At 73.3% G+C, this 25,945-nt stretch carries 21 protein-coding genes; 11 read left to right on the top strand and 10 right to left on the bottom strand.

From position 1 onward, the window contains the following. Nucleotides 1–9: 9 nt before the first annotated feature. Nucleotides 10–570 carry a TetR/AcrR family transcriptional regulator gene (locus tag H958_RS39255; protein ID WP_051324609.1) on the top strand — a complete coding sequence of 187 codons (561 nt, stop codon included), beginning with the start codon at nucleotides 10–12 and terminating at the stop codon, nucleotides 568–570. Nucleotides 571–623: 53 nt separating this feature from the next. On the opposite strand, the gene H958_RS0121055 is transcribed toward H958_RS39255, so the two are convergent. Together H958_RS0121055 and H958_RS0121060 are read right to left on the bottom strand one after the other, a co-directional pair. After that, nucleotides 624–1,139: a hypothetical protein gene (locus H958_RS0121055; protein WP_028060092.1), complete on the bottom strand. Its 516-nt coding sequence runs from the start codon at nucleotides 1,137–1,139 to the stop codon at nucleotides 624–626. Further along, complete coding sequence (locus H958_RS0121060) at nucleotides 1,136–2,500, bottom strand: amidase (RefSeq protein WP_028060093.1); 1,365 nt, start codon at nucleotides 2,498–2,500, stop codon at nucleotides 1,136–1,138. The genes H958_RS0121055 and H958_RS0121060 overlap by 4 nt, the downstream gene beginning before the upstream one ends. A 29-nt stretch (nucleotides 2,501–2,529) precedes the next feature. Between H958_RS0121060 and H958_RS0121065 the strand changes: the two genes are divergently transcribed. The 5 genes from H958_RS0121065 to H958_RS43830 are packed head-to-tail and all read left to right on the top strand — an operon-like array spanning nucleotide 2,530 to nucleotide 7,840. After that, entirely contained in the window at nucleotides 2,530–3,657 is a 1,128-nt protein-coding gene (locus tag H958_RS0121065; protein ID WP_028060094.1) for a hypothetical protein, read from the top strand. 12 nt (nucleotides 3,658–3,669) lie between these two features. Beyond that, nucleotides 3,670–6,690: a SpoIIE family protein phosphatase gene (locus H958_RS39260; protein WP_196807478.1), complete on the top strand. Its 3,021-nt coding sequence runs from the start codon at nucleotides 3,670–3,672 to the stop codon at nucleotides 6,688–6,690. Continuing rightward, nucleotides 6,687–7,040, top strand: coding sequence for an STAS domain-containing protein (locus H958_RS39265; RefSeq protein WP_051324611.1), 354 nt, complete (start codon nucleotides 6,687–6,689; stop codon nucleotides 7,038–7,040). The genes H958_RS39260 and H958_RS39265 overlap by 4 nt, the downstream gene beginning before the upstream one ends. A gap of 25 nt (nucleotides 7,041–7,065) precedes the next feature. Then, nucleotides 7,066–7,356, top strand: a complete 291-nt coding sequence (gene clpS, locus H958_RS0121080; RefSeq protein ID WP_028060095.1) for an ATP-dependent Clp protease adapter ClpS — start codon at nucleotides 7,066–7,068, stop codon at nucleotides 7,354–7,356. A 4-nt stretch (nucleotides 7,357–7,360) separates the two neighbouring features. After that, complete coding sequence (locus tag H958_RS43830; protein WP_051324612.1) at nucleotides 7,361–7,840, top strand: DUF2017 family protein; 480 nt, start codon at nucleotides 7,361–7,363, stop codon at nucleotides 7,838–7,840. A gap of 226 nt (nucleotides 7,841–8,066) precedes the next feature. On the opposite strand, the gene ppc is transcribed toward H958_RS43830, so the two are convergent. Continuing rightward, nucleotides 8,067–10,712, bottom strand: coding sequence for a phosphoenolpyruvate carboxylase (ppc, locus tag H958_RS0121090; protein ID WP_051324613.1), 2,646 nt, complete (start codon nucleotides 10,710–10,712; stop codon nucleotides 8,067–8,069). A gap of 109 nt (nucleotides 10,713–10,821) precedes the next feature. Between ppc and H958_RS0121095 the strand changes: the two genes are divergently transcribed. After that, the gene (locus tag H958_RS0121095) at nucleotides 10,822–11,328 is read left to right on the top strand and encodes a MaoC family dehydratase (protein ID WP_028060097.1); all 507 of its coding nucleotides are present in this window, start codon (nucleotides 10,822–10,824) and stop codon (nucleotides 11,326–11,328) included. Nucleotides 11,329–11,349: 21 nt separating this feature from the next. On the opposite strand, the gene H958_RS0121100 is transcribed toward H958_RS0121095, so the two are convergent. The 5 genes from H958_RS0121100 to H958_RS39280 all read right to left on the bottom strand — a co-directional run bounded on the left by H958_RS0121100 (nucleotide 11,350) and on the right by H958_RS39280 (nucleotide 18,167). Next, entirely contained in the window at nucleotides 11,350–13,752 is a 2,403-nt protein-coding gene (locus tag H958_RS0121100; RefSeq protein ID WP_156028121.1) for a metallopeptidase domain-containing protein, read from the bottom strand. A gap of 59 nt (nucleotides 13,753–13,811) precedes the next feature. Beyond that, nucleotides 13,812–15,023, bottom strand: a complete 1,212-nt coding sequence (locus tag H958_RS0121105; RefSeq protein ID WP_037411016.1) for a sulfate adenylyltransferase subunit 1 — start codon at nucleotides 15,021–15,023, stop codon at nucleotides 13,812–13,814. Nucleotides 15,024–15,084: 61 nt separating this feature from the next. Then, a complete protein-coding gene (cysD, locus tag H958_RS0121110; protein ID WP_028060100.1) occupies nucleotides 15,085–16,002 on the bottom strand; it encodes a sulfate adenylyltransferase subunit CysD in 918 nt (305 codons plus the stop codon). Further along, nucleotides 15,999–16,583: a phosphoadenylyl-sulfate reductase gene (locus H958_RS39275; RefSeq protein ID WP_051324614.1), complete on the bottom strand. Its 585-nt coding sequence runs from the start codon at nucleotides 16,581–16,583 to the stop codon at nucleotides 15,999–16,001. The genes cysD and H958_RS39275 overlap by 4 nt, the downstream gene beginning before the upstream one ends. After that, nucleotides 16,584–18,167 carry a nitrite/sulfite reductase gene (locus H958_RS39280; protein ID WP_051324615.1) on the bottom strand — a complete coding sequence of 528 codons (1,584 nt, stop codon included), beginning with the start codon at nucleotides 18,165–18,167 and terminating at the stop codon, nucleotides 16,584–16,586. A 142-nt stretch (nucleotides 18,168–18,309) separates the two neighbouring features. Between H958_RS39280 and H958_RS39285 the strand changes: the two genes are divergently transcribed. Then, nucleotides 18,310–19,146 (top strand): thermonuclease family protein, encoded by an 837-nt coding sequence (locus H958_RS39285; RefSeq protein WP_156028122.1) that lies wholly within the window; start codon nucleotides 18,310–18,312, stop codon nucleotides 19,144–19,146. Between the two features lie 77 nt (nucleotides 19,147–19,223). Here H958_RS39285 and H958_RS39290 read toward each other — a convergent pair whose 3' ends face one another. Next, nucleotides 19,224–21,236 (bottom strand): ATP-dependent helicase, encoded by a 2,013-nt coding sequence (locus H958_RS39290; protein WP_051324617.1) that lies wholly within the window; start codon nucleotides 21,234–21,236, stop codon nucleotides 19,224–19,226. Between the two features lie 91 nt (nucleotides 21,237–21,327). Between H958_RS39290 and H958_RS0121135 the strand changes: the two genes are divergently transcribed. From H958_RS0121135 to H958_RS39295, 3 genes are all read left to right on the top strand, one after another. After that, complete coding sequence (locus H958_RS0121135) at nucleotides 21,328–22,296, top strand: aldo/keto reductase (RefSeq protein WP_028060101.1); 969 nt, start codon at nucleotides 21,328–21,330, stop codon at nucleotides 22,294–22,296. Nucleotides 22,297–22,314: 18 nt separating this feature from the next. Continuing rightward, nucleotides 22,315–23,178, top strand: coding sequence for an aldo/keto reductase (locus H958_RS0121140; RefSeq protein WP_028060102.1), 864 nt, complete (start codon nucleotides 22,315–22,317; stop codon nucleotides 23,176–23,178). A gap of 112 nt (nucleotides 23,179–23,290) precedes the next feature. Then, nucleotides 23,291–23,914, top strand: coding sequence for a TetR/AcrR family transcriptional regulator (locus H958_RS39295; protein WP_037411018.1), 624 nt, complete (start codon nucleotides 23,291–23,293; stop codon nucleotides 23,912–23,914). Between the two features lie 59 nt (nucleotides 23,915–23,973). Here H958_RS39295 and H958_RS43835 read toward each other — a convergent pair whose 3' ends face one another. After that, nucleotides 23,974–25,824: a methyl-accepting chemotaxis protein gene (locus tag H958_RS43835; protein ID WP_051324618.1), complete on the bottom strand. Its 1,851-nt coding sequence runs from the start codon at nucleotides 25,822–25,824 to the stop codon at nucleotides 23,974–23,976. Nucleotides 25,825–25,945: the final 121 nt, after the last annotated feature.

The following is a 25,945-nucleotide window of genomic DNA, read 5'->3' on the forward strand; positions in this document are numbered from 1 at the left end:
CATTCGGAAATGGCGAGGCCGAGAAGCAAGAGCGACGAGGAGGTGCTGGCGGCGGCGCTGCGGGCGGTCGGCGAGCACGGCGTGGCCAAGCTCACGCTCGCCGACGTCGCCCGCGAGGCCGGACTGGCCCCGTCGACGCTCGCCGAGCGCTACGGGTCCAAGCGCGCGCTGCTGCTGGCGGCCGCGAAGAGCGCCGCGGGCGGCGTCGAGCGCGCGTTCGCGGCGGCCGGCGGTGACGCCGCGCGGTCGCCGCGCGGGGCCGCGGTCGAGTTCCTCGTCGCGCTCGCCGCGCCCGTCTCGGACCGCCGGGCCTTCGCGCATCACCTCGCGTTGCTCGAGCTCGACGTCGCCGACCCCGAGTTCCGCGCCGCGGCCGCCGCGCACGTCGCCGCCGTGCTCGAACGACTCGGCGCGCTCGGCCTCACGCCCGCCGAGGCGCGCCGCCTCTACGTCGCCTACAACGGCGCGCTCGTGCTCTGGGCGCTCACCGGCGAGGGGTCGCCTGCCGACGCCCTGCGCGCCGATCTATCAGGAGTCGAAGCCGAGGCCGAGCCGGTCGAGCAGTCCTAGCCAGAGCCCGCGGCGCCCCTCGCGCTCGTCGGCCGCCGCAAGACGGTTGCGGGTCAGCTGTGAAGAAGTGCTGCGAGAGCGTGGCGAACGTCGCGTCGTGCTCGTCCCAGCGCGGTCCGACCGGCCCCCCGGAAGCGGTAGACGGCGTCGTAGCCGCCGAAGAGGATGCGGCCGTCCGCGGTCAGGCGGTAGTAGTGGAAGCGGTTGCCGCCGTCTCCGATGCCCTGGCGCCGCTCCCAGCCGATCGAGGCGCGGTAAGTGGGGGAGTGGACCTCCGCGCGCATCGCGACCGCGTCGAGCAGCTCGACGTCGTGGCCCCAGCGGCGCAGCAGCTCGCCGCTCTCCTCGAGCCACGCGTCCTGGTAGGGCTCGAGCAGGACCGTCAGCTCGCCGGTCGGCTCGAAGTCGCAGTCGATCCTGCCGCCGACGATGCACAGGTCGGCCTCGACCGTTCCGCTCAGCGCCGGCGAGACGTCGCGCGCGCCGGCCACCCAGAACGGCCACCGCTCCGCGTCCGCGTACGCGGCGCGGTGCGCGCGCTCGGGGGGGTCGGCGGGCCAGACCGTCACAGCTGCGGCCGTCGCCGGCCGAGCCCCGTTGCCGCCTCGAGCGCCGCCGCCATCCGCAGCAGCCCGAGCTCGCCGCGATAGCGGCCGACGAGCTGCAGCCCGACCGGCAGCCCGCGCCCGGTGAACCCGGCCGGGACCGAGACCGCGGGGTGCGCGGTGACCGTGATGCGCGAGCAGGAACGGAACCAGTCGGTATAGGTGGTCATCTCGACGCCGGCGACCGTGCGTGGCCACGGCGTCTCGACCTCGAACGGCGCGACCTGCGTCACCGGGCCGGCGAGGAAGTCGTAGCGCTCCAGCAGCCCCCGCATCCGCGTGAACAGCTCGCCGCGCAGCGCCAGCGCCCGCGCGATCTGGGCGGCGCTGAGCGCGAGCCCCCGGCGCGCGTTCTCCGCGATGTCCGGCTTGACGCGGTCGGCGATCTCCCCGAACGCGCCCGCGAAGGCGAGCGCCCGCAGGGTGTCGAACGCCTCGTCGGCAGCGGCGAGGTCGGGCTCCACGTCCTCCACGACGCAGCCGAGTTCCTCGAAGGTCGCGCGCTGCGCGTCGAGCACCGCCGTGATCTCCGGCTCGACCGGCAGCCCGCCGAGCGTGCGGCTCCACGCGATCCGCAGTCCGCGCACGTCGCCGTCCAGGGTCCCGCCGAACGCTTCCGGCAGCGCCAGCGGATCGCGCGGGTCTGGGCCGGCGAGCACCGAGAGCGCCAGCAGCGCGTCCTCGGCGGTGAGCGCCAGCGCGCCCAGCACGCCGAACGGGTTCCACGCGTCGCCCGGGCCGGCGTCCGCCACGCGGCCGGGCGAAGGCCGCAGCCCGACGAGGTTGCAGAACGCCGACGGGTTGCGGATGCTCGCGCCCAGGTCGGAGCCGTCGGCCAGCGGCACCATCCCCGACGCCACCGCGACGGCCGCGCCGCCGCTCGAGCCGCCCGGCGTGTACGCCGTGCCGTACGGGTTGCGCGTGACGCCGAAGACCTCGTTGAACGTCTGCGAGCCGGCCCCGAACTCGGGCGTGTTGGTCTTGCCGATGACGATCGCCCCCGCGCGCCGCCAGCGCTCGACCAGCACCGAGTCGGCGGCGGGCACGTGCGACGCGAACAGGCGCGAGCCGTACGTCGTCCGCATGCCCGCGGTGTCCTCGAGGTCCTTGACCGCCACCGGGACGCCGTGCAGCGGTCCCGCGGCCGGCCGCCGGTCGGCGGCGCCGGCGGCCGCCAGCGCGCCCTCGGCGTCGAGCGTCACGATCGCGTTCAGGCGCGGGTTCACCGCCTCAATGCGGCCCAGGTGCGACTCCATCACCTCACGCGCCGAGAACCGGCGCGCCCGGATACCCGCAGCAAGCTCGGACGCGCTCAGACCCCACATGCAGCCCGATCGTATTAGCGTCCGCGCCCGTGACCGACGCCAAGCTCCTGCTCGAGCGCCATAAGCCGCGGCTGGTCTACGACTCGCTGGAGGCGTACTTCGCGGGCTCGGCGGCGATCTGGACCGACTTCCCGTACACGCGGCTGCGCCGCGCCGACGGCACGGTGCTGGCCGCCGCGCCGCAGCTCTCGCTCGCGTTCCTCGGCCCGCACGCCTACGGCGACGGCCGGCCGGTGCGCGCCGGCGACGTGATCGGCGAGACGTCGCGCGACTACAAGCAGCACGCGGCCGAGGCGCACGCGAATGTCCGCTACCGCAACCGCGTCCACGGGCGCGCGCGGCGCGACGACCAGCAGCGCCTGTGGCTGCAGTACTGGTGCTTCTACTACTACAACGACTTCCAGCTCGCCGGGCCGCTGCTGAGCGGCGGCAAGCACGAGGGCGACTGGGAGATGGTCCAGCTCCGGCTCGATGCCGCCGAGCGCCCCGTGGTCGCCGTCTACACGCAGCACAAGGCCGCCGAGTCGCGGCCATGGAGCGCGGTCGAGAAGGCGCCGGGCTCACAGGACACGCCGCTGGTCTACGTCGCGCGCGGCTCGCACGCGAACTACTTCACGCCGGGCGCGCACTGGACCGGCGTGTGGTTCGACAATGCCGACGGCCGCGGCCCGCGGATCGATCCCGCCGTCGTGGTGCTCGGCGACAACTCGCCGGCCTGGGCGGTGTGGCCGGGCTGGTGGGGTGACACGAAGGCGACCTCGTCGCCGATCGACGCCAACAGCCCGCGCGGGCCCGGCGGCCACAGGCAATGGGGCAACCCGGCGTTGCTCGCGGGCGTCGCCGCGCGCACCGCCGCGGCCGCCGCAGCACGGCCTGCCGCGCCTGCCTCGCCGCCGCCGCCCGTGATCGCGGTCCGGCGCGATGGCGACCGCGCCGTGGTCGCATTCGACGCGCCGGACGCCAAGGGGCTCGTCGTCGCGGTCCGCCCGGCGGGCTCCGACGAGCCCGCGCGCACGATCTCGGTCCCGGTGTCGGGGACGAAGGGTGAGGTCGAGGTAGAGCTCGGCGACGACCGGGCCTTCGAGCTGCACGCCAGCGCCGCGGATGGCAATGGCGCGGCGTCCGCGGGCGCCGCCGCCGTCGTGCCCGAGCGGTAGCAGAATATGGGCGTGCCTGAGCCCGGCTCTCTTCCCGGCGGCGAGATGGGGCGCCTGACGCGGTCGCTGGACTGGTCGCGCACGCCCGCCGGCCCGGTCGAGGGCTGGCCGGAGAGCCTGCGCACGTCGGTGTCGATCTGCCTCGGCTCGCGCCTCCCCGTGGTCGTGCTCTGGGGACCGGAGCTGGTGCTCTTCTACAACGACGCGTACCGGCCGATGCTCGGCGGCGGCCATCCGGAGGCGCTCGGGCGCCCGGCGCGCGACGTGTGGCGCGAGATCTGGGACGTGATCGGCCCGATGCTGCAGGGCGTGCTGGAGCGCGGCGAGGCGGCGAGGGCGGAGGATCAGCCGCTGCCGCTGGACCGCGAGGAGGCCTACTTCACGCACTCCTTCAGCCCGATCCACGACGATGCCGGCGCCGTCATCGGCATCTTCACGGCCGTGACCGAGACGACGGAGCGCGTGCTGAGCGAGCGCCGGCTGCGCACGATCGCGACGCTGGCCGAGCGCACCGCCGGTGCGCGCACGGTCGCCGAGGTCGTCGAGCGCGCGCGGGCCGCCCTCGCCACCAATCCCGACGACCTGCCGTTCGCCGAGATCCGCGTCGGCGAGCGCGCTCCGGCCGCGCCCGCCGGCGCCGTCGTGCTGCCGGCCGGCGCCGAGGCGGCGCTGATCGCCGGCGTCAACCCGCGCCACGCGCTCGACGAGCGCTACCGCGAGTTCCTCGACCTGCTCGCCGAGCAGCTGGCCGGCGCGATCGCCACCGCGCGCGGCTTGGAGGTGCCGGCCGAGCTCGACCGCGCCAAGTCCGAGCTCTTCTCCAACGTCTCGCACGAGTTCCGCACGCCGCTGACGCTGCTGCTCGGACCGCTCGCCGACGCGCTGGCGGACGCCGAGGAGCCGCTCGGCGACGCGCAGCGCGAGCGCGTGGAGACCGCGCAGCGCGCGGCGCTGCGCCTGCTGCGGCTCGTCAATGCGCTGCTGGACGTCTCGCGCCTGGAGGCCGGGAGCTTCGAGCCTGCGCTCGAGCCGGTGGATCTCGGCGGCCTGGCGACGGATGCCGCCGACGCGTTCCGCTCGCTCGTCGAGGGCGCCGGGCTGAGCCTCGCCGTCGAGCTGCCGCCCGAGCCGGTGATCGTCGAGGCCGACCCGGAGCTGCTCGGGAACGTGCTGCTCAACCTGCTCTCGAACGCGTTCAGGTTCACGTTCGAGGGCGGCATCCGCATCGCGGTGTGGCCGGACGGCAGCTGCGAGATCGCCGACAGCGGGGTGGGCGTCGCCGAGGAGGACGCGGCGCACCTCTTCGAGCGCTTCCACCGCGTGCGCGGGGCGCGTGCGCGCAGCCACGAGGGGACCGGCATCGGGCTCGCGCTCGTGCGCGAGCTGGTGCAGGCGCAGGGCGGCCGGGTCGACGTGCAGAGCCGGCTCGGCGAGGGCTCGGCGTTCACCGTCACGCTCGCGCTCGCGGAGCCGGGGGCCAAGCCGCGCCGCCGCGATCCGCGCGCCGACGACGGCCTGCTGGCCGACGCGGCCCGCTGGGGCGCGCCGGCAGTGACAGGCTCCGGCGGTGCGGGCGCGCGCGTGCTGGTGGCCGACGACAACGCCGACATGCGCGACTACCTCGTCCGCCTGCTCGGCCGCCATTTCGACGTCACAGCGGCCGCCGACGGAGTGCAGGCGCTCGAGCTCGCGCGCGGCGGCGGCTTCGACCTCGTGCTCGCCGACGTGATGATGCCGGGCCTCGACGGCCTCGAGCTCCTGCGCACGCTGCGCGAGGAGCCCGGCACCGAGCGGCTTCCGCTGATCATGCTCTCGGCCCGCGCGGGCGAGGAGATGGCGATCGAAGGGCTCGAGGCCGGCGCCGACGACTACCTCGTGAAGCCGTTCTCGGCCAACGAGCTCGTCGCCCGCGTACGCTCCGCGCTCGAACTGGCGCGCCTGCGCGAGGAGCGCGCCCGCGAGGCCGAACGCGTCGCCGAGACCCTCCAGCGCAGCCTGCTGCCGGCCCAGCTCCCCGAACTGCCCGAGCTCGCGCTCGCGGGCCGCTACGTGCCGGCTGGGCACGGGCTCAAGGTCGGCGGCGACTGGTACGACGCCGTGCCGCTGATGGACGGGAGCGTGGTGCTGGCGATCGGCGACGTGGCCGGCCACGGCCTGCGCGCCGCCGCGACCATGGGGCAGGTGAGCCATGCGCTGCGCGCCTACGCGCGCGAGGACCTCGCGCCTGCGGAGCTGATGCGGCGGCTCGACGCGCTCGTGCAGGCCGGCGACCTCGGCATGACGACCTGCGTGTGCGCGCAGCTCGCGCCGGCCACCGGCGAGCTGCGCTGGGCCAACGCCGGGCACCTGCCGCCGCTGGTGCTCTCCGGCGACGGCTCGGTGCGGCCGCTCGCCGGGCCGCTGGCGAACCCGCTCGGCGTCGTGCCGGGCACGGTGTTCCGCGAGGGCGCGGACGTGCTCGGCGACGGCGAGTCGCTCGTGCTCTACACCGACGGGCTCGTCGAGCGCCGCGGCCCGCTGATCGACGAGGGCATCGCGCGGCTGGAACGCGCGCTGGCGACCGACCCCGATCCCGATGCGCTGCTCGCGGCGCTGCTGGGCGGGGAGGAGCCGGCGGACGACGTCGCGCTGCTGATCGCCCGCCGCGCGACGATCGCGGAGCCGGAGGCGGAGCTCTCGCTGCCCGCCCGTCCGACGCGCCTGCGCGACGTGCGCCGCTGGGCGGAGGCGTGGCTGCGCGGCAACGGACTTGCCGGCCCGCGCGGGCCCGATCTCGTGCTCGCGATCCACGAGGCGGCCATGAACGCGGTCGAGCACGCCTACGGGCTCGCGGAAGGCACGGTCGAGGTGCGGCTGCGGCGCGAGGGGCGCCGCGTCGAGGCGCGCGTGGCCGACCACGGCCGCTGGCGCGAGCGCGGCGACCGGCGCGGCGACCGCGGGCGCGGCCAGACGCTGATGCGTAACCTTGTGGACGAGGTGGAGATCGAGCGCCGTGAAGGCGGGACGGTCGTCACGCTGCGGGTGGAGCTGTGAACGAGCTGGCGAATCTCTTCGTCTGGCGCCGGGAGGACGTCGTCGTGGTGGCGCTCACCGGCGAGCTCGACGTCTCCAACGCGGAGCGGCTCGAGCAGGCGATCGTGCTCGAGGTCGGCAACGACGCGGCCGGGCTCGTGCTCGACCTCGCGGGCCTGGAGTTCATGGACAGCTCGGGGGTCCACCTGCTCTTCCACCTTGCGGACCGGCTGACGATGACCGGGCGGCGGCTGGCGGTGATCGCGCCCGAGGGCGGCTCGCCGCGGCGGGTGCTCGAGCTGAGCGGCCCTGAGACGCGGGGCTGGATCCACGGGGGCGAGGACGCGGCGCTCGCGGCCGTCCTGACCTGACCGGGCACGCGTCACAATGGGGGCGATGCCCACCGCGGTGCCCACCGAGGTCGACCTCCCGGCCGGCGATACCAGCTCCGTGCCCGACCGGCCGTGGGTGGTGATCGTCTGGAACGACCCGATCAACCTCATGAGCTACGTGGTGCTCGTGCTCCAGAAGCTGTTCGGCTACAACCGCGCCAAGGCGACCGAGCTGATGCTCGACGTCCACCACAAGGGCCGCGCGGTGGTCTCCAACGGCACGCGCGAGAAGGCCGAGCTGGACGTGTTCCGGCTGCATGAGCACGGCCTGTGGGCGACCATGCAGCGGGACTAGGCCGATGGCGTTCGGACGTGATCGCCGGCGCGTGGTCGAGCGCCGAGGGCGGTACCTGCTGCGGCTGCCGGCCGGAGAGCGCGACCTCGTCCGCGGCCTGCTCAACGAGCTCCGCACGCTGCTCGCCCTCGGCCCCGACGACCCGCGCCTACGGCGGCTCTATCCCGCCGCGTACGGCGAGGATCGGGAGTCCAACGAGGAGTACCGGCGCATGACGCACGAGGATCTCGCGACGGGGCGGCTGGCGGCGGTCGAGACGGTCGAGACGACGCTGACCGCCGACGAGCTCACCCCGGAGCAGCTGACCGCGTGGATGCAGGCCCTCAACTCGCTCCGGCTCGTCCTCGGGACGATGCTCGACGTCGACGAGGGCGATCCGTTCGACGTCGACCCCGATGACCCCGACGCCCAGCAGTACATGCTCTACGGCTACCTCGGGATGCTGCTCGAGGAGATCGTCCAGGCCCAGCTCGGCGGCTACTAGCCGCGGGCGCGAGGGCCGCGGGCGAGCACTGCTCCTCGCGTGCGTTCTCCGCGCACCCGTTTGCGCGGGCCGTGCGAACCGGTGGATTTCCCCGCGCGGCTCGCGGTCGTTCGTGAGCGTGGCGCCGCGGCGTTGATCGCTCGGGGCCGCGGTCGAGAGGATCAGCGGGGCGCGGGCGCGCGGGATCGCCGGCAGCTCGGCGTAACGCCGGGCGCCCCGGGCGCCGTCAGCCCGTGTTGCGCATGCCGGCGGCGATCCCCGTGATCGTCGCCAGCAGCGGCGTGCGGGCGTCGTCGCGCCCGGCGCGCAGGCGGCCGAGCAGCTCGACCTGCAGGTGCGAAAGCGGGTCGACCCACGGGTTGCGGTGCTCCAGGCGCCGCTGCAGCGCGGGCGTCTCGTCAAGCAGCCCGCTCTGCCCGGTGATCGCCAGCACGCGCTCGACGACGAGGTCGTACTCCTCGCGCATGCCGGGCCAGAACCGCTCCACGAGGTCGTCGTCGACGAGCCGCAGGTAGCGCTCGGCGACGCCGAGGTCGGTCTTGAACAGCGCCATCTCGAGCGTGCCGATGAGGCCGCGGAAGAACGGCCAGTCGCGCCACATCTCCCGCTGGCAGTCGAGGTCGCCGTCGTCCAGCGCGGCGCCCGCGCCGTACCAGGACGGCAGCAGCAGCCGGTTCTGCGTCCACGCGAACACCCACGGGATCGCGCGCAGCGCCTCGACGCCGCGGCGCCTGTTGCGCGACGGTGGCCGGGAGCCGATGTTGAGCTCGCTCAGCTCGGCGATCGGCGCGATCTGGGCGAAGAAGCGCTCGAAGTCCGGATCGTCGTAGACCAGGCCGCGGTAGCGCTCGCGCGAGCGCTCGGAGAGGCGGTCCATCTCGGCGCGCCATTCCGGCCGGATCGGCGGGTTGGGCAGCGCCGTGGCCAGCAGCACGGCGGAGACGGTCTGCTCGAGCGAGCGCACGGCGAGCTCCGGGTCGCTGTAGCGCGCCGACACGGTCTCGCCCTGCTCGGTGATGCGGATGCGGCCCTGCACCGAGCCCTCCGGCTGGGCGAGGATCGCCCGGTAGGTGCGCCCGCCGCCGCGCGACGGGGAGCCGCCGCGGCCGTGGAAGAGCTCGAGCACGACGCCCGCGTCGCCGGCCTGCGCCGACAGCCGCTCCTGCGCGACGTAGAGCGAGTACTGGCTGGCGACGTAGCCGGAGTCCTTGCCGGAGTCCGAGTAGCCGACCATCACCGTCTGGCGGTTGGCGTGCGCGCGCAGGTGGTTGCGGTAGGCCTCGTTGTCGTACAGCACGCCCATCGTGCCGGGCGCGGCGTCGAGGTCCCCGCGCGTCTCGAACAGCGGGACCATGCGCAGCGACGTGGCCCCGGCGCGCGCCGCGAGCCAGCAGGCGGCGAGCACGTCCGACGGCTGCTCGGTCATCGAGATCACCATCGCCGGGACGGCCTGCGGCCCGTACGCCTCGCCGGCCAGCGCGACCGTGTCGAGCACGCGCAGCAGCTCCCCGGCCTCGCCGCCCGGGTCGTGTTCGATGCCGCGGCGGCCGGAGGCCAGCGCCTCGGTCAGCAGCGCCATCCGGCGCGGCTCGTCGGCGTCGGCGAAGCCGGGCAGCAGGGACGAGGCCGCCTGGCGGACGACCGTCGCGCCCTGACGGATGTCGATCCCCGCCAGGTGGAAGCCGAACACGTCGACCTGCCACAGCAGGCGCCGGATCGAGCCGAGCGCGACGTGGCGCGAGCCGAGGTGCGCGAGCACCATCTCGAGGTCGCGCCGCAGCTGCTGGGCGTCGGCGTAGCCGGGCTCGCGCCCGCGCGGGCGGCCGGTGTTGACGAGCCGGTGGCGGATGAAGCCGAGCTTGGTCCGCAGGGGCTCCCACTCGCGGTGCGCGCGGCGCAGCACCTCGGCCGACGGCAGCTCGCGCTCGTCGTTCTCCAGCGACGCGGCCAGCTCCTCCGACAGCGGGATCCGCAGCGAGGAGTGCGAGAACGCGCGCGCCAGCCGGTCGACGCGCTCGCGCAGCAGCCGCAGCGCGCTCGCGCGGTGCAGGGCGAGCGCGCCGGCGAGCGTGTCGGCGCCGACCTCCGGATGACCGTCCATGTCGCCGCCGGTCCAGCTGCCGTAGGAGAGCACCGGCTGCACGAGCCGCGTGTCGAGCGCGCGCTCCATCTCCTCCAGCGCCGCCGGGACGGCGTCGAACAGCACCGCCTCGATGAAGAACAGGTTCCGCCGCACCTCGTCCTCGACGCGCGGGCGCACGCGGCGGACCTCGTCGGTCTGCCACCAGATCGTCAGCGTCTCGCGCAGCTGATCCAGCAGCCGTCGGCGGCTCGAGACGCCCGTCCGCGGGTCGTCGAGCTTGTCGAGCAGCGCGGCGACGTCCCACTGGTGGTCGAGCACCGATCGCCGCGTCGCCTCGGTCGGGTGCGCCGTGAGCACGTGCTCGATCTGCAGCTGGGCGACGAGCGCGGGGATGTCGGCCTCGTTGGAGCGCAGGATGCGCGCCGTCTCGGCCAGCGACTCGCGCTGGATCGCGCCGGTCGCGTCGTACTGGCGGCGCCGGCGCACGCGCTCGCGCTCCTCGGCGATGTTCGCGAGCTGCAGCTCGAGCGAGCACGCGCGGATGATCGGCTCGACCGAGTCGTCGGGGACGCCTTCGAGGTAGGCGACGAGCCGCGCGGCGGCCGCCGCGTCGCCGCCGCGCACGACCTCGGCGGTGCGGAACAGCCACTGCAGGCGGCTGGCGAACACGCGCCCGGCCTGCTCCTCGAGCACGTCGTTGAGGGCCGCCGAGAGCAGCTCGGTGTCACGGCCGAGGCCGTGGGTGGCCGTCTCCGCGGCGGGGATGGGGGGAGCGTCGAGTCGCGTCATGTGAGCGCCAGACATGATGACGGGCCCGCGTGAGGTTGGACTTGCTGTCCAAGCGCCCGAACGTGCCGCGCGCCGGCGGCGCCCGCGCCGGACGCATTAAGGTCGGGTCATGACGACCACGGTGCGCCCGGGCTGGGACGGGCGGTATTTCGAGGACTTCGCGGCCGGCGACGTGTACGAGCACCCGCTCGGCCGGACGGTCCTGTCGACCGACAACGCCTGGTTCACGCTGCTGACGCAGAACACCGCGCCGCTGCACTTCGACCACCACTACGCGAGCCAGACGAGCTGGGGCAGGCCGCTCGTGGACTCGACGTTCACGCTCGCGCTCGTCACCGGCCAGAGCGTCACGGACGTCTCGCAGCACGTGTTCGCCAACCTCGGCTGGGACAAGGTCACGCTTCCGCACCCCGTGTTCGAGGGCGACACGCTGTACAGCCGCTCGACCGTCCTGACGGCGCGCCCGTCCGGCTCGCGGCCCGACGTCGGGATCGTCACGGTGCGGACCGAGGGCTACAACCAGGACGGCGACGTCGTGATCCGCTTCGAGCGCACGCTGATGGTGTACCGCCGCGGCCACGGCCCCGTGCACGCCAAGCCGGTGGTGAAGGGATGACCAGCAGGCGGGCACGCTGCATCAGGGGGTGGTGGTCGAGAGCGTGAACGTGAGCGTGCGCGAGTAGCTGCCCGTCCGCAGTGCGTCGTTGGCGCCGATGGCCTGCTTGAACGAGATCGCGACGGCGTCGTTGGAGACCGGCGCCGTCCACGCGGCCTTCGAGAGCGAGACCTGGAGCGGCTCAGGCAGCGCGAACGACCCGTTGGAGAGGTGCCCGGGGTCGGAGACGCTCAGCGCCGCCTCGCCCGCGGTGGAGGTCACGGTCGCGGTCGTCGAGGCGGCGTACTCGTTCGCGACGCCCGGCGTGAACACGCCGAAGCGCGCCGGCGCGCCCAGCGTCAGCGAGAGCGTCGCCGGCACCGTGCCGCCGACATCTGCCAGCTGCGGCGTGACGGCGATCGGGGCGCTCGCGGCGAAGTAGTAGAACGCCTTCGTCGCCAGCTCGAGCCCCTGCGCCGACGCGGCGGTCGGGAACGTGCCGGCCGGGATCGCGATGTCGAGCGAGTCCGGATTGATCGTCACGCCGGAGACCGGGACGGCCGAGCCGTCGGCGCGCGTGAGCGCGATGTCGGACGGCTTGACCGGCGACTCCTCGCGCACGTAGACGTAGTGGCCGTTGTTGATCGAGTTGGAGTCGGCGATCCGGCGCTGCAGCTCGACGCTCGTGTCGACGTGCAGCGTCGTCGGGCTCGTGAGCTTCGCGCCGCTGAGCGCGACCGGCACGCTCAGCGCCGAGGCGCCGGCCTTCGTGACGCTGATCGTCGCGGTGTCGTCGGCCGTGTAGGGCGAGTTGGCCGGGTTGGCCGCGTCGTAGTGCGAGATCGCGCCGAAGTCGATCTTCACGCCCGTCGCCGGGTCCTCGAACGTGTCGCCCGGGCCCCACAGCGCGCCCTGCGTGTCGAGACCGGTGAGCGAGTTGTTGACCGGGCGCCAGACGCCGGTCTTGTTCAGCGGGCCGCCGACCGCCGGGTCGTCGTAGTACTGCTTGGAGATGATCTGCAGGTCGCTGTTCGTGCCGATCTGCTCCCACTGCGACGCGTCGATCTTGTAGAGCAGCACGCCCTGGTACTTGGCCCGCCCATCGAGCCCGTCGACCCCGAGCTTGGTGCGGAACTCGGCCACGTAGGCGGTCGAGACGCCGGTGCGGACGACGACGAGCTTGCTGGCGCCGGGCGTCTCCAGCGGTGTGATCGCGTGCGTCGTCGTGCCCGGCTGGGAGACGACGTCGACCTGGTCGTCGCGCAGCCAGCGCAGCTTGTACTTCTCGTAGCCCGAGTAGTCGTTGGCGTGGCCGCCGATGTTGCCCATGATGTTCCAGCCGCCGGCCCAGAAGAACTGGTTCACGCGCGTGCCGTTGACCGTCAGCGGCGAGTAGATGTAGAGGTCGGGCAGGCCGACGGTGTGGCCGAACTCGTGGTTGATCCAGCGGTAGCCCCACGAGAACATGTCGTTGCCGGCGGTGATGACGGTGCTCACGTAGTGCGGCTTGCCGTCGTGGTCGACGTAGGCGACCTGGTTGGTGTTGGTCTGCTCGCCGTCGGTGGGGTCGCGGTTGATGTTGCCCGGGCCGTTGGCGAGGCCTGAGGTGCCGCGCGCGGGCATGATCAGGACCTCGTCGTAGTCGTCGGCCTTGATGCCGAGCTGGTCGTAGGCCTTCTGGAACGCTTCGCGCGAGTAGGCGAACATGTTGTGCGTCTGCGCGTCCCAGGTGTACTCGTTGGCGTTGTTGCCCATCGTGATCCAGCCCAGGTTCCCGCTCGCCTGCGGGGAGACGAAGCTCACGTTCAGCTGCCCGTAGGACGCGGTCTTCCAGAACGCCGACGCGGGCTGAAGGAAGTCCATGTACGGCTGCATCGTCTGCCAGCCCGCCGGCGAGCCGGCCGCCGGCCGGTTGGGGAACTGGACGAACAGCACGAGCATGCGCAGGTCGCGGTGGGCGGGCTTGGCGACCTCGCCGTTGCTCCAGAGCATGGGGTTGCCGGCGTCGTCGGCGTTCGGCGTGAGGTCCTGGAAGCGGTAGAGGTCCTGCGACGGGTCGGTCAGGCTCGTGCTCCAGCCGTTGTCGGTCCACTGCGAGGAGCCGAGGATGTGCGCGTTGGCGGCCGGCTCGCCCGGCCGCGCGACGGCCGCGGGCGCCGAGCCGCGGGCGGCGATCATCGTCCCGGTCGAGGTCGTCCGCGCGAACGCCGACGCCGGAAGGTCGACGGTCAGCGTCCCCGCGGTCGCGTGGACGGCGCTCGGGGTCACGGCGCCGCCGGGCGCGCTGATCGCCACGTCGGCGGGGGAGATGCCGGTCAGGTCCTCGCTGCTGGTCGCGACGATCCGCGTCAGGCCTTCGAAGTGCGCCCCCGTGAGCGTGGGCGCCGCCTGCGCGGCGGCAGGCGTGATCAACAGCGCGGCGAGCGCGACCAGGATTCCCCTCATGCCCTGCATCCTCCGCCCGCGGCGGGACGGAGGCATCCGGCAACTGCCGGAAAAGGGAGTTAGCGAATCATCCCGGCGGCGACCGTGTCGTTCGTCGCCTCGTCGATCAGGATGAACGCGCCGGTGCCGTGCGACTGCGCGTAGGGGTCGGGCGCGATCTCGCCGCCCAGCCGCAGCCGCACGTGCGCGATGTCGTTGAGGCGCAGCTCGTCTGCGTCCGGCCAGCCGAGCGTCGCGAAGTCGATCCGGCCGTCCACGCCCTCCAGCCGTGCGGGCACGGTCCGGGTGCCGTGCTTGAGCAGGAAGCGGTCGCGCTCGCGCGCCGGGCGGTCGCCGAGCCAGCAGACCGTCGCGGACAGCTCGCGCACCGGCGGCGGTGCGTCGCCCACCGCGGCGATCAGCTCTCCGCGTGCGAGATCGACCTCGTCCTCGAGCCGGACCGACACCGACAGCGGCGCCTCGACCTCCTCCGCCGGGCCATCGGCGTCGCGTACCTCCGCCACGCGTGTGCGCACGCCGCTCGGCAGCACGACGACGTCGTCGCCGGCGCGCAGCGTGCCCGCGGCGAGCCGGCCCGCGGCCCAGCGCGCGCCGCCCTCGCCGCGGATCACGAGCTGCACCGGCAGCCGCGCGCCGTGGACGGCGGGCGGCTCGACCGGGACGGTCTCCAGCCGCTCCAGCAGCGGCGGGCCGTCGTACCAGGCCATGCGCCCGGAGCGCTCGACGACGTTGTCGCCGTGGAGCGCGCTGATCGGGATGAACTCGACGCCCTCGAGCGCGATGCCGGCCGCCAGCTCGAGCACCTGGCGCACGGCGTCGTCGAACGCCTCCTCGGCATAGCCGACGAGGTCCATCTTGTTGACGGCGACGATCACGTGCTTGATCCGCAGCAGCGCCGCGATCGTCGCGTGCCGGCGGCTCTGCTCGGTCAGCCCCGCGCGGGCGTCGACCAGCAGCAGCGCGAGATCGGCGGTGCTGGCGCCCGTGACCATGTTGCGCGTGTACTGCGCATGGCCGGGGCAGTCGGCGAGGATGAAGCGCCGCCGCGGCGTCGCGAACGAGCGGTAGGCGACGTCGATCGTGATGCCCTGCTCGCGCTCGGCGCGCAGGCCGTCGGTCAGCAGCGCGAGGTCGAGCCCCTCGACGCTGCGCTCCTCGACATGCGCGAGCTGGTCGGCGAGCACGGCCTTGGCGTCATACAGCAGGCGCCCGATCAGCGTCGACTTGCCGTCGTCGACGCTGCCGGCGGTGGCAAGGCGGAGGAGGTCCATCAGTGGCCCCTTTCGTGCGCCCGCGGTCGCCTGGCGGTGCGGGGGTGCGCGGAGGGGGCCACTAGAAGTAGCCCTCGCGCTTGCGGTCCTCCATCGCGGCCTCCGACGCGCGGTCGTCCGCGCGCGTCTGCCCGCGCTCGGTCACGTCGGTCGCGGCGATCTCGGCGACGACCTCCGGCAGCGTGCGGGCCGTCGAGCGGACCGCGCCGGTGCAGCTCATGTCGCCGACCGTGCGGTAGCGGACCGACGCCGTGAACGGCGCCTCGCCGTCCATCAGCGTGATGAAGGGAGACACGGCGTAGAGCATCCCGTCGCGCTCGAACACCTCGCGCTCGTGCGCCATGTAGATGCCTGGCAGTTCGAGCTCCTCCTGCGCGATGTACTGCCACACGTCGAGCTCGGTCCAGTTGGAGATCGGGAACGCGCGGATGTTCTCGCCGCGGCGCACGCGCGCGTTGTAGAGGTCCCACAGCTCCGGCCGCTGGCGGCGCGGGTCCCACTGGCCGAAGTCGTCGCGGAAGCTCAGGACGCGCTCCTTCGCGCGCGAGCGCTCCTCGTCGCGCCGGGCGCCGCCGAAGCAGGCGTCGAGCCCGTGCTCCTCGATCGCGTCGAGCAGGGTCACCGTCTGGAGCCGGTTGCGCGAGGCGCGCGGGCCGGTCTCCTCCTGCACGCGGCCGGCGTCGATCGACGCCTGCACGCTGCCGACCAGCAGCTTCAGCTCCGCCTCGGCGATCAGGCGGTCGCGGAACTCGATCACCTCGGGGAAGTTGTGGCCCGTGTCCACGTGCAGCAGCGGGAAGGGAATCGGCCCAGGGGCGAACGCCTTCTGCGCGAGCCGGACGAGGACGAGCGAATCCTTGCCGCCGGAGAACAGCAGCGCGGGCCGCTCGCGCTCGGCCGCGACCTCGCGGATGACGTGGATCGCCTCGGCCTCGAGCGCGCGCAGGTGCGACAGCGCGGGCATGCTGACCGCGGTCATACGTGCAGCCCGCACTCGGTCTTGCCGGAGTCCGCCCAGCGGCCCTCGCGGCCGGCGCCGGGCGCGGTGCAGGGCGCGCAGCCGATCGAGGCGTACCCCTGGTCGTGCAGCGGGTTGTACGGCAGGTCGCGCTCGGAGATCCGGCGCCACAGGTCCTTCTCGGTCCAGTCCACGAGCGGGTTGAACTTCCACAGCCCCCGGCGCTCGTCGAACTCGATCTCCTGCGCGTCCGCCCGCGTCGGCGACTGCTCGCGGCGGATGCCGGTGATCCATGCGTCGGCGCCCACCAGCGCGCGCTCGAGCGCCTCGACCTTCGCGGCGCCGCAGCAGTTGGCCGCGGTCCAGTCGCCGGTCGCGTCCTGCACCTCGATGTCGACGCCGAAGCGCTGCTCGAACGCGCGCCAGGTCGCGAGCGTCTCGGGGAAGAGCACGCCGGTGTCGATCGTGACGATGCGCGCGCCGGGCGCGATCCGCACCAGCTCGTCGACGAGCACGCTCTCCTCCTTCTGGAAGGAGCAGAGCATCACCAGCCGCGGATGATGGCGCTCGACGGCCTGCGCCAGGACCTCGGTGATGTTCATCTAGGCGTGTTCCTCGACGGGCTCGAGCTCGTGCGTCCACCACTCGGGCTCGGTGCGGCCGGCGAAGTCGCGGAAGGTCTCGTCGGAGTCGTGATGCTGCTCGTAGAGGTCGAAGATCCGCAGCAGCGTCTCGTTGAGCTCCCAGTGCGGCACCTTCTTGGCGACGACCTCGCCGAACTTCGGGTGCTCGCCGAGACGCCCGCCGATGCGGATGTCCATCGCCTCGACGAACTCCCCGTCGACCTTCTTGAGCACGCCCTCGATGCCGACGTCGGCGATCTGGTGCTGCGCGCAGCTGGACGAGCAGCCGGCGAAATGCACGCGCAGGTCCTCGCCGTGGCCGTTGGGGCGCACGTGCTCGTCGAGGAACTTGCCGATCTCGACGGCGCGGTTCTTCGTGAAGACCTTCGCCAGGCCGCAGAACTCCTTGCCGGTGCAGGTCTGCAGGCCGCGCGCGAACAGGCTCGGGAAGGGGGAGAGGTCCTGCAGAAGCGGCTCGGCGAGCAGCGCGTCGAGCCTTTCCTCGGGGATCCACGGCAGCAGCACGTTCTGCTGGTGCGTCAGGCGCAGCGCGTCGTCCGGGTTGTCGCCGTACTCGCGCGCCAGCCGGACCAGCTCGAACAGTTGCTCCGCCTTCAGCCGGCCGACGGGAACGACGGCGCCGACGGTGTGGTGCGCGCCGTCGCGCTGCGGGTGGACGCCGATGTGGTCCTCTCCGCTCAGACCCGGGGCCTTCGGGACGCCGCGGCGCAGCTCGCGCCCGACGCGGCGCTCGAGCTCGGCGCGAAGCTCCTCCGGGCCGACGCGGTCGACGAGGAACTTCAGCCGCGCCTTGCCGCGCGCCCTACGGTTCTCCTCGGAGTCGCGGAAGATCCCGGTCATCCCCGCGATCACCTCCGGGGCCTCCTCGGGCGTGACGAAGACGTCCATCCAGCGCGCGAAGCGCGGGTGGCTGGAGAGGCCGCCGCCGACGCGCAGGTTGAACCCGCGCGTGCCGTCCTCGGCGATCGCGCCGGAGAGCGCGATGTCGTTGATCAGGCCGCGGGCGCAGTCCTCCGCGCAGCCGGTGACCGAGACCTTGTACTTGCGCGGGAGGTTCGAGTAGAGCTTGTTGTCGAGGAAGTAGGTGTGGATCGCCTCGGCCGTCGCGTAGCCGTCGACGATCTCCTCATGCCCGAGCCCGGCGAGCGTGCACCCGACGACGTTGCGCGTGATGTCGCCGCAGGCGCCGCTGGACGTCATGCCGACGCGCTCCAGGCGCGCGAAGATCTCGGGGACCTTGTCGAGCGTGATCCAGTGGATCTGGAAGCACTGGCGCGTCGTGCAGTCGATCACGCCGCGCCCGAAGTCGCGCGCGATCGAGGCCATGACCTCGGCCTGATCGGCGCTGAGCACGCCCTGGATCACCTTCACGCGCAGCATGAAGTGACCGTCGTGGGTGTTGTGCGCGTACAGGCCGTACCACTTGAGGAGGCCGACGTGGTCGGGGTCGAGCGTCTCCCAGCCCTCGCGTGCGGCACGGAGGAGCTCAGGAAGCACGTCGAGACCGTCCGTCGCCGCCTTGATGCGTTCGATCTTGCTCATGGCGTGACCAGGACGGTACCCAGGGCGGTGCCACATCACAAGTATTCGGATCGGGATTAAGAATTATCTATCCGGATCGGAATTTGCAGCCAATTCCCGATCGGATTGGTCGAGAATGGCCGGTGCGTCAGACTGGCGCGCCGTGCCAAGCCTCCTCTGCCTGCGCGGAGAGCTCGTCGTCGTGGGCAAGAGCCCCGACGGCGACTCGATCCGCTTCCGCCCCCGGCAGCCCGAGCTTATCCGCGGGCTGGTCAACGGCGACCGGGCGCGCCCGTCGTCCGACGGGACCTTCCAGCTGCGCCTCGACGGGATCGACACGCCGGAGACGCACTACAACGGGCTCGCCCAGCCGCTCGGAGCGGCGGCGCGCGACGAGCTGCTCGCATGGGTCGGGTTCAGCGACCTGCGCTGGGCGGGCGGAGAGGTGTCGGCATCGACGCCGGCGTCGATCCCGGCCGCGATCCTGACCGGCCTGGTCGACGTCAACGGCCGCCCGGTCGCGTTCCTCGCCGTCGGCGGCGGGCTGCCGGACGACGGCGTCCAGGCCGAGGTCGACCTGAGCGCCACCGCCAACGCGGCGCTCCTGCGCTCCGGCGCGGCGTACGGCACGTTCTACGCCTCCACGGCGCCGGAGCTGCGCGACGCGATGCGCGGGCTGGCGCGCGAGGCGCGAACCGCCGGGCTGGGCGTGTGGCCCGACGACGCGAGCCGCGGCTTCACGCTGTCCTCGCAGGCGTCGATCGGACCCGAGGGCAGTCTCATCCTGCCGAAGCTCTTCCGGCGCTGCACCGACTACCTGCGGTCGCGCAACTCGCGCGAGACGCTGTCGGAGTGGATGGGGCGGATGGGCGATCAGCAGGACGACGAGGTCAGCGTGGGCGGCGCCGCGCCGGTGCGCTTCCGCACCCTGATCTCGCAGGCCGGCGACAAGATCGCGCTCGACGCCGATCCGCTCGACCTCGTCTTCGACGAGAAGTAGCCGAATCGCCCAGAGGGCGATTCTTCGGGGATTTCGACCCGCGGCTCGCAGGGTGCCGGTGCCGGGTGAGCTCCCTCTCAGTCGAACAGGCTGTCGGGCGACACCGTGATCCGGCGCGACGTCCTGACCTCGCCGTAGGGCGACAGCGGATCGTCGGGGAGCCGCTTGACGTCGCACGCGGCGAGCACGTCGTCGGTGAGGAAGCGCGACGGCTTGCCGTACCCGTGCGCGTCGTCGGTCCCCTTCGGGCGATGGTGGTAGCGCACCGGGACGTACAGGTGCAGCGTCCGGCGTGCGCGGGTCATGCCGACGTACAGCAGCCGGCGCTCCTCGTCGATCGACTCGCTGGTGCCGGCCGACATGCACGCCGGGAAGTTGCCGTCGTAGACCGCGAGGACGTGGACGGAGTCCCACTCGAGCCCCTTCGCCGAGTGGATCGTCGAGAGCGTCAGGTAGTCCTCGTCGAGATGCGGCGGCTGCGCGATGTCGGCGCTCGAGTTGGGCGGGTCCAGCACCAGCTCGGCGACGAAGTGCCGCGCATCGCGCGCCTCGTGGGCGGCGGCGACGAGCTGGTCGAGGTCCTGGACGCGCAGCGCGCCGTCGGGATAGCGCTGCTTGACCAGCGGCGCCAGCACCTCGCGCAGTCCCTCGGCCCTCGGCCCTGGCCGCCGCTCGGCGCGGGCGGCGATCAGCGCGTTGATGAGCGCGTCCGCCGACGCCCTCGCGGCAGCCGGGATCGCCTCGCGCGCCTCCGGCCACGCGGCGAGGCGGTCGCCGTGGGCCATGATCCCGATGGCCTTGTTCGCCGAGACCGGCCCGACCCCCTCGATCAGCTGGAGGATGCGGAACCACGCGATCTCGTCGGCACCGTTGTCCGCCAGCCGCAGCAGGGCGACGAAGTCCTTCACGTGCGCCGCCTCCAGGTACCGCAGCCCGCCGTACTTCACGAACGGGATCCGCCGGCGCGTCAGCTCCAGCTCCAGCAGGTCGGAGTCGTGCGACGTGCGCGTGAGCACCGCCTGCGCGCGCAGCTCGGCGCCCTGCTCGCGCGCCTCGAGCACGCGGTCGCAGACCTCGGCGGCCTGCGCGCCCTCGTCGCGCACGAACACGACCCGCGGGCGGACGCCGCCGTCGCGCTCGGCGCGCAGCCGCTTCGGGAACGCACGGACCGCCTGCGCCGCCACCGCGTTGGCGGCGTCGAGCAGCGGCTGCGTCGAGCGGTAGTTGCGCTCCAGCGTCACCACGCGCGTGCCGGGGAAGTGCTCCGGGAAGTCGAGGATGTGCGCGGCCGAGGCCGAGCGGAAGCCGTAGATCGCCTGGAAGTCGTCGCCGACCGCCGTGACCGCCGGCCCATGCTCGGCCAGCCCGCGCACGAGGTCGGCCTGGAGCCCGTTGACGTCCTGGTACTCGTCCACCAGCACGTGATCGAAGGACGCCGCCAGCTTCGGGCCGACGACTTCGTCACGTGTCAAGGCCCGCCAGTAGAGCAGCAGGTCGTCGAGGTCGATCACGCCGAGCGCGCGCTTGCGCGCCGTGTAGGCCTTGAACAGCGCCGAGATCGCCTCGCGGTGCTCCGAGCACCACGGGAAGTGCTCCTCGATCACGCCCGAGAGCGGCTGCTGCGCGTTGACGGTGCGCGAGTAGATGTCCAGCAGGGTCGCCTTGCGCGGGAAGCGCGTCCGCGACTGCGCGTGGCCGGCCTCCTCGCGCAGGATGTCCAGCACGTCGGCGGCGTCGCCGGCGTCCAGCACGCCGAAGCCGCCGGGCAGTCCGAGCGCCGTCGCGTGCCGGCGCACGAGCCGGTGCGCCACCGAGTGGAACGTGCCCCCGAGGATGCGAGAGCTGGCGGGTACGAGCCCGCGGGAGCGCTGCAGCATCTCGCGCGCGGCCCGCCGCGTGAACGTCACGAGCAGGATGCGCTCCGACGGCACGCCCTCGGCGACGAGGTGCGCGACCCGCGCGCACAGCGTCGTGGTCTTGCCGGTCCCCGCGCCGGCGAGGATCAGCAGCGGCCCGCCGGAATGCGTCGCCGCCTCCCGCTGCTCGGGATTGAGCTGCTCCAGCCAGGGATGGTCGGCGGTGACTGACACGTCCGCAGGACGCTACGAGCGCTCCCGGACGCATCGGCTACGTTCAGCCGCTCATGTCGCGAACGTTCCCCACCTCCGCCCCGAGCGCCTGATGCGCTACGTCAAGCTCGGCTCCACCGGCCTCGACGTCTCGGTCATCTGCCTCGGCTGCATGAGCTTCGGCGCCGCCGGCCGCGGCACCCACGCCTGGACGCTCGACTACGACGCCTCCAAGGCGATGATCCGGCAGGCCCTCGACGGCGGGATCAACTTCTTCGACACCGCGAACGCGTACTCGGACGGGACGAGCGAGGAGTTCGTCGGCCGCGCGCTCAGCGAGGTCGCGCGCGAGGAGGTCGTCGTCGCGACCAAGGTCTTCACCCGCATGCGGCCCGGGCCCAACGGCGCCGGCCTCTCGCGCAAGGCGGTCCTCGGCGAGCTCGACGACAGCCTGCGCCGGCTCGGCACCGACTACGTCGACCTCTACCAGATCCACCGCTGGGACTACGACACGCCGATCGAGGAGACGCTCGAGGCGCTCCACGACGTCGTCAAGGCCGGAAAGGTCCGCTACATCGGCGCCTCCTCGATGTTCGCGTGGCAGTTCGCGCAGGCGCTCTACACGGCCGACCTCAACGGCTGGACCCGCTTCGTCTCGATGCAGAACCACCTCAACCTCCTCTACCGCGAGGAGGAGCGCGAGATGCTGCCGCTGTGCGACGACCAGGGGATCGGCGTGATCCCGTGGAGCCCGCTCGCCCGCGGACGGCTCACGCGCGACTGGGACGCCGGGACGGCGCGCTCGGAGACCGACGAGTTCGGCCGCACGCTCTATCTCGACTCCGACCGCGCGATCGTCGAGCGCGTCGCCGAGGTCGCCGCCGCCCGCGGGGTCTCACGCGCCCAGGTGGCGCTCGCGTGGATGCTGCGGCACCCGAGCGTCACCGCGCCGATCGTCGGTGCGACCAAGACCGGCCATCTGGCCGACGCGCTCGCAGCGGTCGACCTGGAACTGTCGGACGAGGAGGCCCTGCGCCTCGAGGAGCCCTACGCGCCGCACGGCGTCGCCGGGCACCGCTGACAACGGAAGGAACGACGGATGACCACCACACTCGCCGCGCAGTCCGGCACGTACGACCTCGGCGGCGACCTCACCGTGAACCGTCTCGGCTACGGCGCCATGCAGCTGACCGGGCCCGGTGTCTGGGGACCCCCGAAGGACCGCGACGAGGCGCTGCGCGTGCTCCGCCGCGCCGTCGAGCTCGGCGTCAACTTCATCGACACCGCCGACTCCTACGGCCCCGCCGTCGCGGAGCCGCTGATCAAGGAGGCGCTGCACCCGTATCCCGAGGGGCTCGTGATCGCCACCAAGGCCGGGTTCACCCGCCAGGGCCCAGGGGCGTGGACGCCGCTCGGCCGGCCCGAGTACCTCGAGCAGCAGGTCGAGCTGAGCCTGCGCTTCCTCGGGCTCGAGACGATCGACCTGCTCCAGCTGCACCGGATCGACCCGAAGGTGCCGGTCGCGGAGTCGCTCGGCGCGCTCGTCGAGCTCCAGCAGGAGGGCAAGATCCGCCACATCGGGCTCTCCGAGGTGAGCGTCGAGGAGCTGCAGGAGGCGCAGAAGACCGCCGAGATCGTGTCCGTCCAGAACCTGTACAACCTTGCGAACCGCGAGTCCGAGCCGCTGCTCGACCACGCCCAGGCGCACGGCATCGCGTTCATCCCGTGGTTCCCGCTCGCCACCGGCAGGCTCGCCGATGCCGGCGGCCCGCTGGCGGAGCTGGCCACGGAGCTCGACGCGTCGCCGTCCCAGCTCGCGCTCGCGTGGCTGCTGCGCCGCTCGCCGGTGATGCTGCCGATCCCGGGCACCTCGTCGGTGGCGCACCTCGAGGACAACCTCGCCGCCGCCTCGATCGAGCTGACCGACGAGCAGTTCGACAGGCTGACGGCCGCCGTGGGCTGATGCGCGCGCCGGACCTGAGCCGGTGGCGACGACGGACGCGATCAGCAGGCGCTCGGGCGTCACGCTCCGGATTCTCGGACGTGCGCGTCCGGAACAGATAGGCTGCGTGGACATGGGGGAGCCCATCGCCCCGCTCCGTCCGCTCCGAGCGGACGCCGCGCGCAATCGCGCGAGGATCCTGGACGCCGCGCGCACGGCGTTCGCCGCGTCCGGGCTCGACGTCGGCGTCGAGGAGATCGCGCGGCGCGCCGGCGTGGGAAAGGGGACGCTGTACCGTCGCTTCCCGACCAAGGAGGCGCTCGTCCGGGCGATCTTCGACGACTTGCTCGATGACATCGAGACGCTCGTGGAGACGGTCGCCGGGCGGCCCGACGCGGGGGAGGCGTTCGTGTTCTTCCTCGGCGAGTCGGCGCGCCGGCAGGCGACCAACCAGGGCTTCCTCGACGTCGTGGCCCAGCGGCTCGGCGCCGCCGCGCTGACGTCCGAGCAGCGCCGCCGCTTCCTGGCCGCGATGGGCAGGCCGCTGCGGCGCGCGCAGGAGGCCGGGAGCGTGCGCGGCGACCTCGTGGCCGAGGACGTGCAGATGATCTTCCGCATGCTCGGCGCGACCACCCGGCCCGCCGCGGACGGCTCGCCGATGGACGATCACTGGCCGCGCTACATCGGCCTGGTGTGCGACGCGCTGCGGCCGGAGGCGGCGACGCCGCTCCCGGCCGGCCCCTGGCGTTCCCGCTAAGCCTGGACCCACCGATCCCCACGACGCCGAGGCATCCACGGATCCTCGGTCGATCCAGGCTAAGCCGAGATCTTGAAGCGCGCGACCAGCGCGTCGAGCGACTCGGCGGTGCGCGCGAGGTCGGCGGCGCTGGAGGCGATCTCCTCCGTCGAGGCGCTCGTCTGCTGCGTCGAGGCCGAGACCTGCTGCGCGGACGCCGAGGACTGCTCGGCGACCGCGGCCACCTCGGTGACGTCGCTCTCGGCGCGCTGCGCCTCGGCGGTGATCTGCCCGACCGACGCCGCGATCTCCGCGATCCGGGCGCTGACCGCCTCCACGGCGCCGTCGATCGCCTCGAACGCCGCGCGCGTCTGCTCGACGGTCGCGACGCCGTCGGACGTCCGCTGCGCCCCGTTGGCGACGACGCCGACGACCTCCCGCGTCTGCGCCTGGATCTCGGCCACCAGCGCGGCGATCTGCGCCGCCGCGTTCTGGGACCCCTCGGCGAGCTTGCGCACCTCGTCGGCGACGACGGCGAAGCCGCGGCCCTGCTCGCCCGCGCGGGCGGCCTCGATCGCGGCGTTGAGGGCGAGCAGGTTGGTCTGCTCGGCGATGCCGGTGATGGTGGTGACGATCCCGCCGATGCGCTCCGAGCGCGCGGAGAGGTCCTCGATCGCGGCGCCGACCTGCGCGGAGGAGTCCGCCACCTGGCGGATCGCGGAGGTCGCCTGCCGCGCCGCCTGGACGCCTTCGCGGGCGACGCGGCGCGCCTCCTCGGCGGCCTCGGCCGTCGCCGTCGCGGCGTCGGCCGACGCGCCGGCGGCGCGGGCGGCCTCCTGCACGGCGGCGCGCGTGGACTCCACCATCCGCACCTGGCGCTCCGCGCCCTGCGCGACGTCGGTCACCGCCGACGCGATCTCGCCGACCGCCCGGCCGGCCTCCTCGGAGGTCGATGCGACCTGCTGCGACGTCGTGGTGACGCTGCTCGCCGTCCTGGCCACCTCCCCGATCAGCTCGCCCAGCTCGTCGCGCATGCCGCCGTAGGCGGCGATGCTGCGCTGCACCTTGACGAGCATCCCGTTGAACGCCGTCGAGAGGCGGCCCAGCTCGTCGCCGGCACCGACCACCAGCGGCTCGGTGCCGGGCCGCGCCTCGCGTGTGAAGTCCCCGGCGGCCGCCGCCTCCAGGCCGTCCGTGAGCTCCTGCAGGCAATGGTCGTTGAGGGTGCGCAGGCGTTCCATCAGCTCGCGCACCGGGGCGACGACGCTGCGGATGATCAAGACCGCGATCGTGCCTGAGATCGCCAGCGCGGCCAGCAGCACGACGATCAGCAGGCGCGACGTCGAATCGGCCTGCCCCTTGAACCGCGTCGCGTCGGCCGCCGTGTCGCGGCTGACGGAGGCCTGCAGCGCGCCGATCGCCTGGGCCATCGACGTCATCGCCGGCGAGAGCTTCCGCGTGTAGATCGTGCGCGAGCCGTCGCGCTCCGGCGCGCGGCCGATGGTCTCCTTGCGCGAGAGCGCGATCGCCTTGGCGACCGCGTCCCCCCACGCGCCGGCGGTCGCGTTGAACCGGTCCAGCACGCGCTGCGCGGCGGTGCCCCTGACGAGCGGCGCGAGCTTCTCGCCGTCGGCGATCGCGCCCTTGCCGAGCGAGTCGACGGCCGCCGCGACGCGATCCTGGCTCTTCAGGTCGCCGTCGTAGACGTACAGGTGCTCGGCGGTGAGCCGGCCGACCGCCTGCACCCGCCGGCCGAGGTCGCCGGCGAGCACGGTCGCGCGCATGCCGGTGCCGGTGAGCCGGTCGACGTCGCCGCCGAACGAGCGGAACACGTTGACGGAGATCGCCGTGATCGCGACCAGCGCCACGGCCAGCAGGCCGAACGCGGTGCCGAGCCGCACGGCGAGCGGCAGGTTGGCGAAGCGGGACATGGGTGCGGGCTCCTGGCGGGTGTGGGTCGCCCGGGTGATCGGCACACCGGATCCAGGATTGAGCCGGCGGTCACGTTCGCGTCCGCCGCGCATGGCGCCACAGGGCCTCGGCCCAGTCCGC

The sequence above is a fragment of the Candidatus Solirubrobacter pratensis genome (assembly GCF_000425945.1).
GTDB lineage: Bacteria > Actinomycetota > Thermoleophilia > Solirubrobacterales > Solirubrobacteraceae > Solirubrobacter > Solirubrobacter pratensis.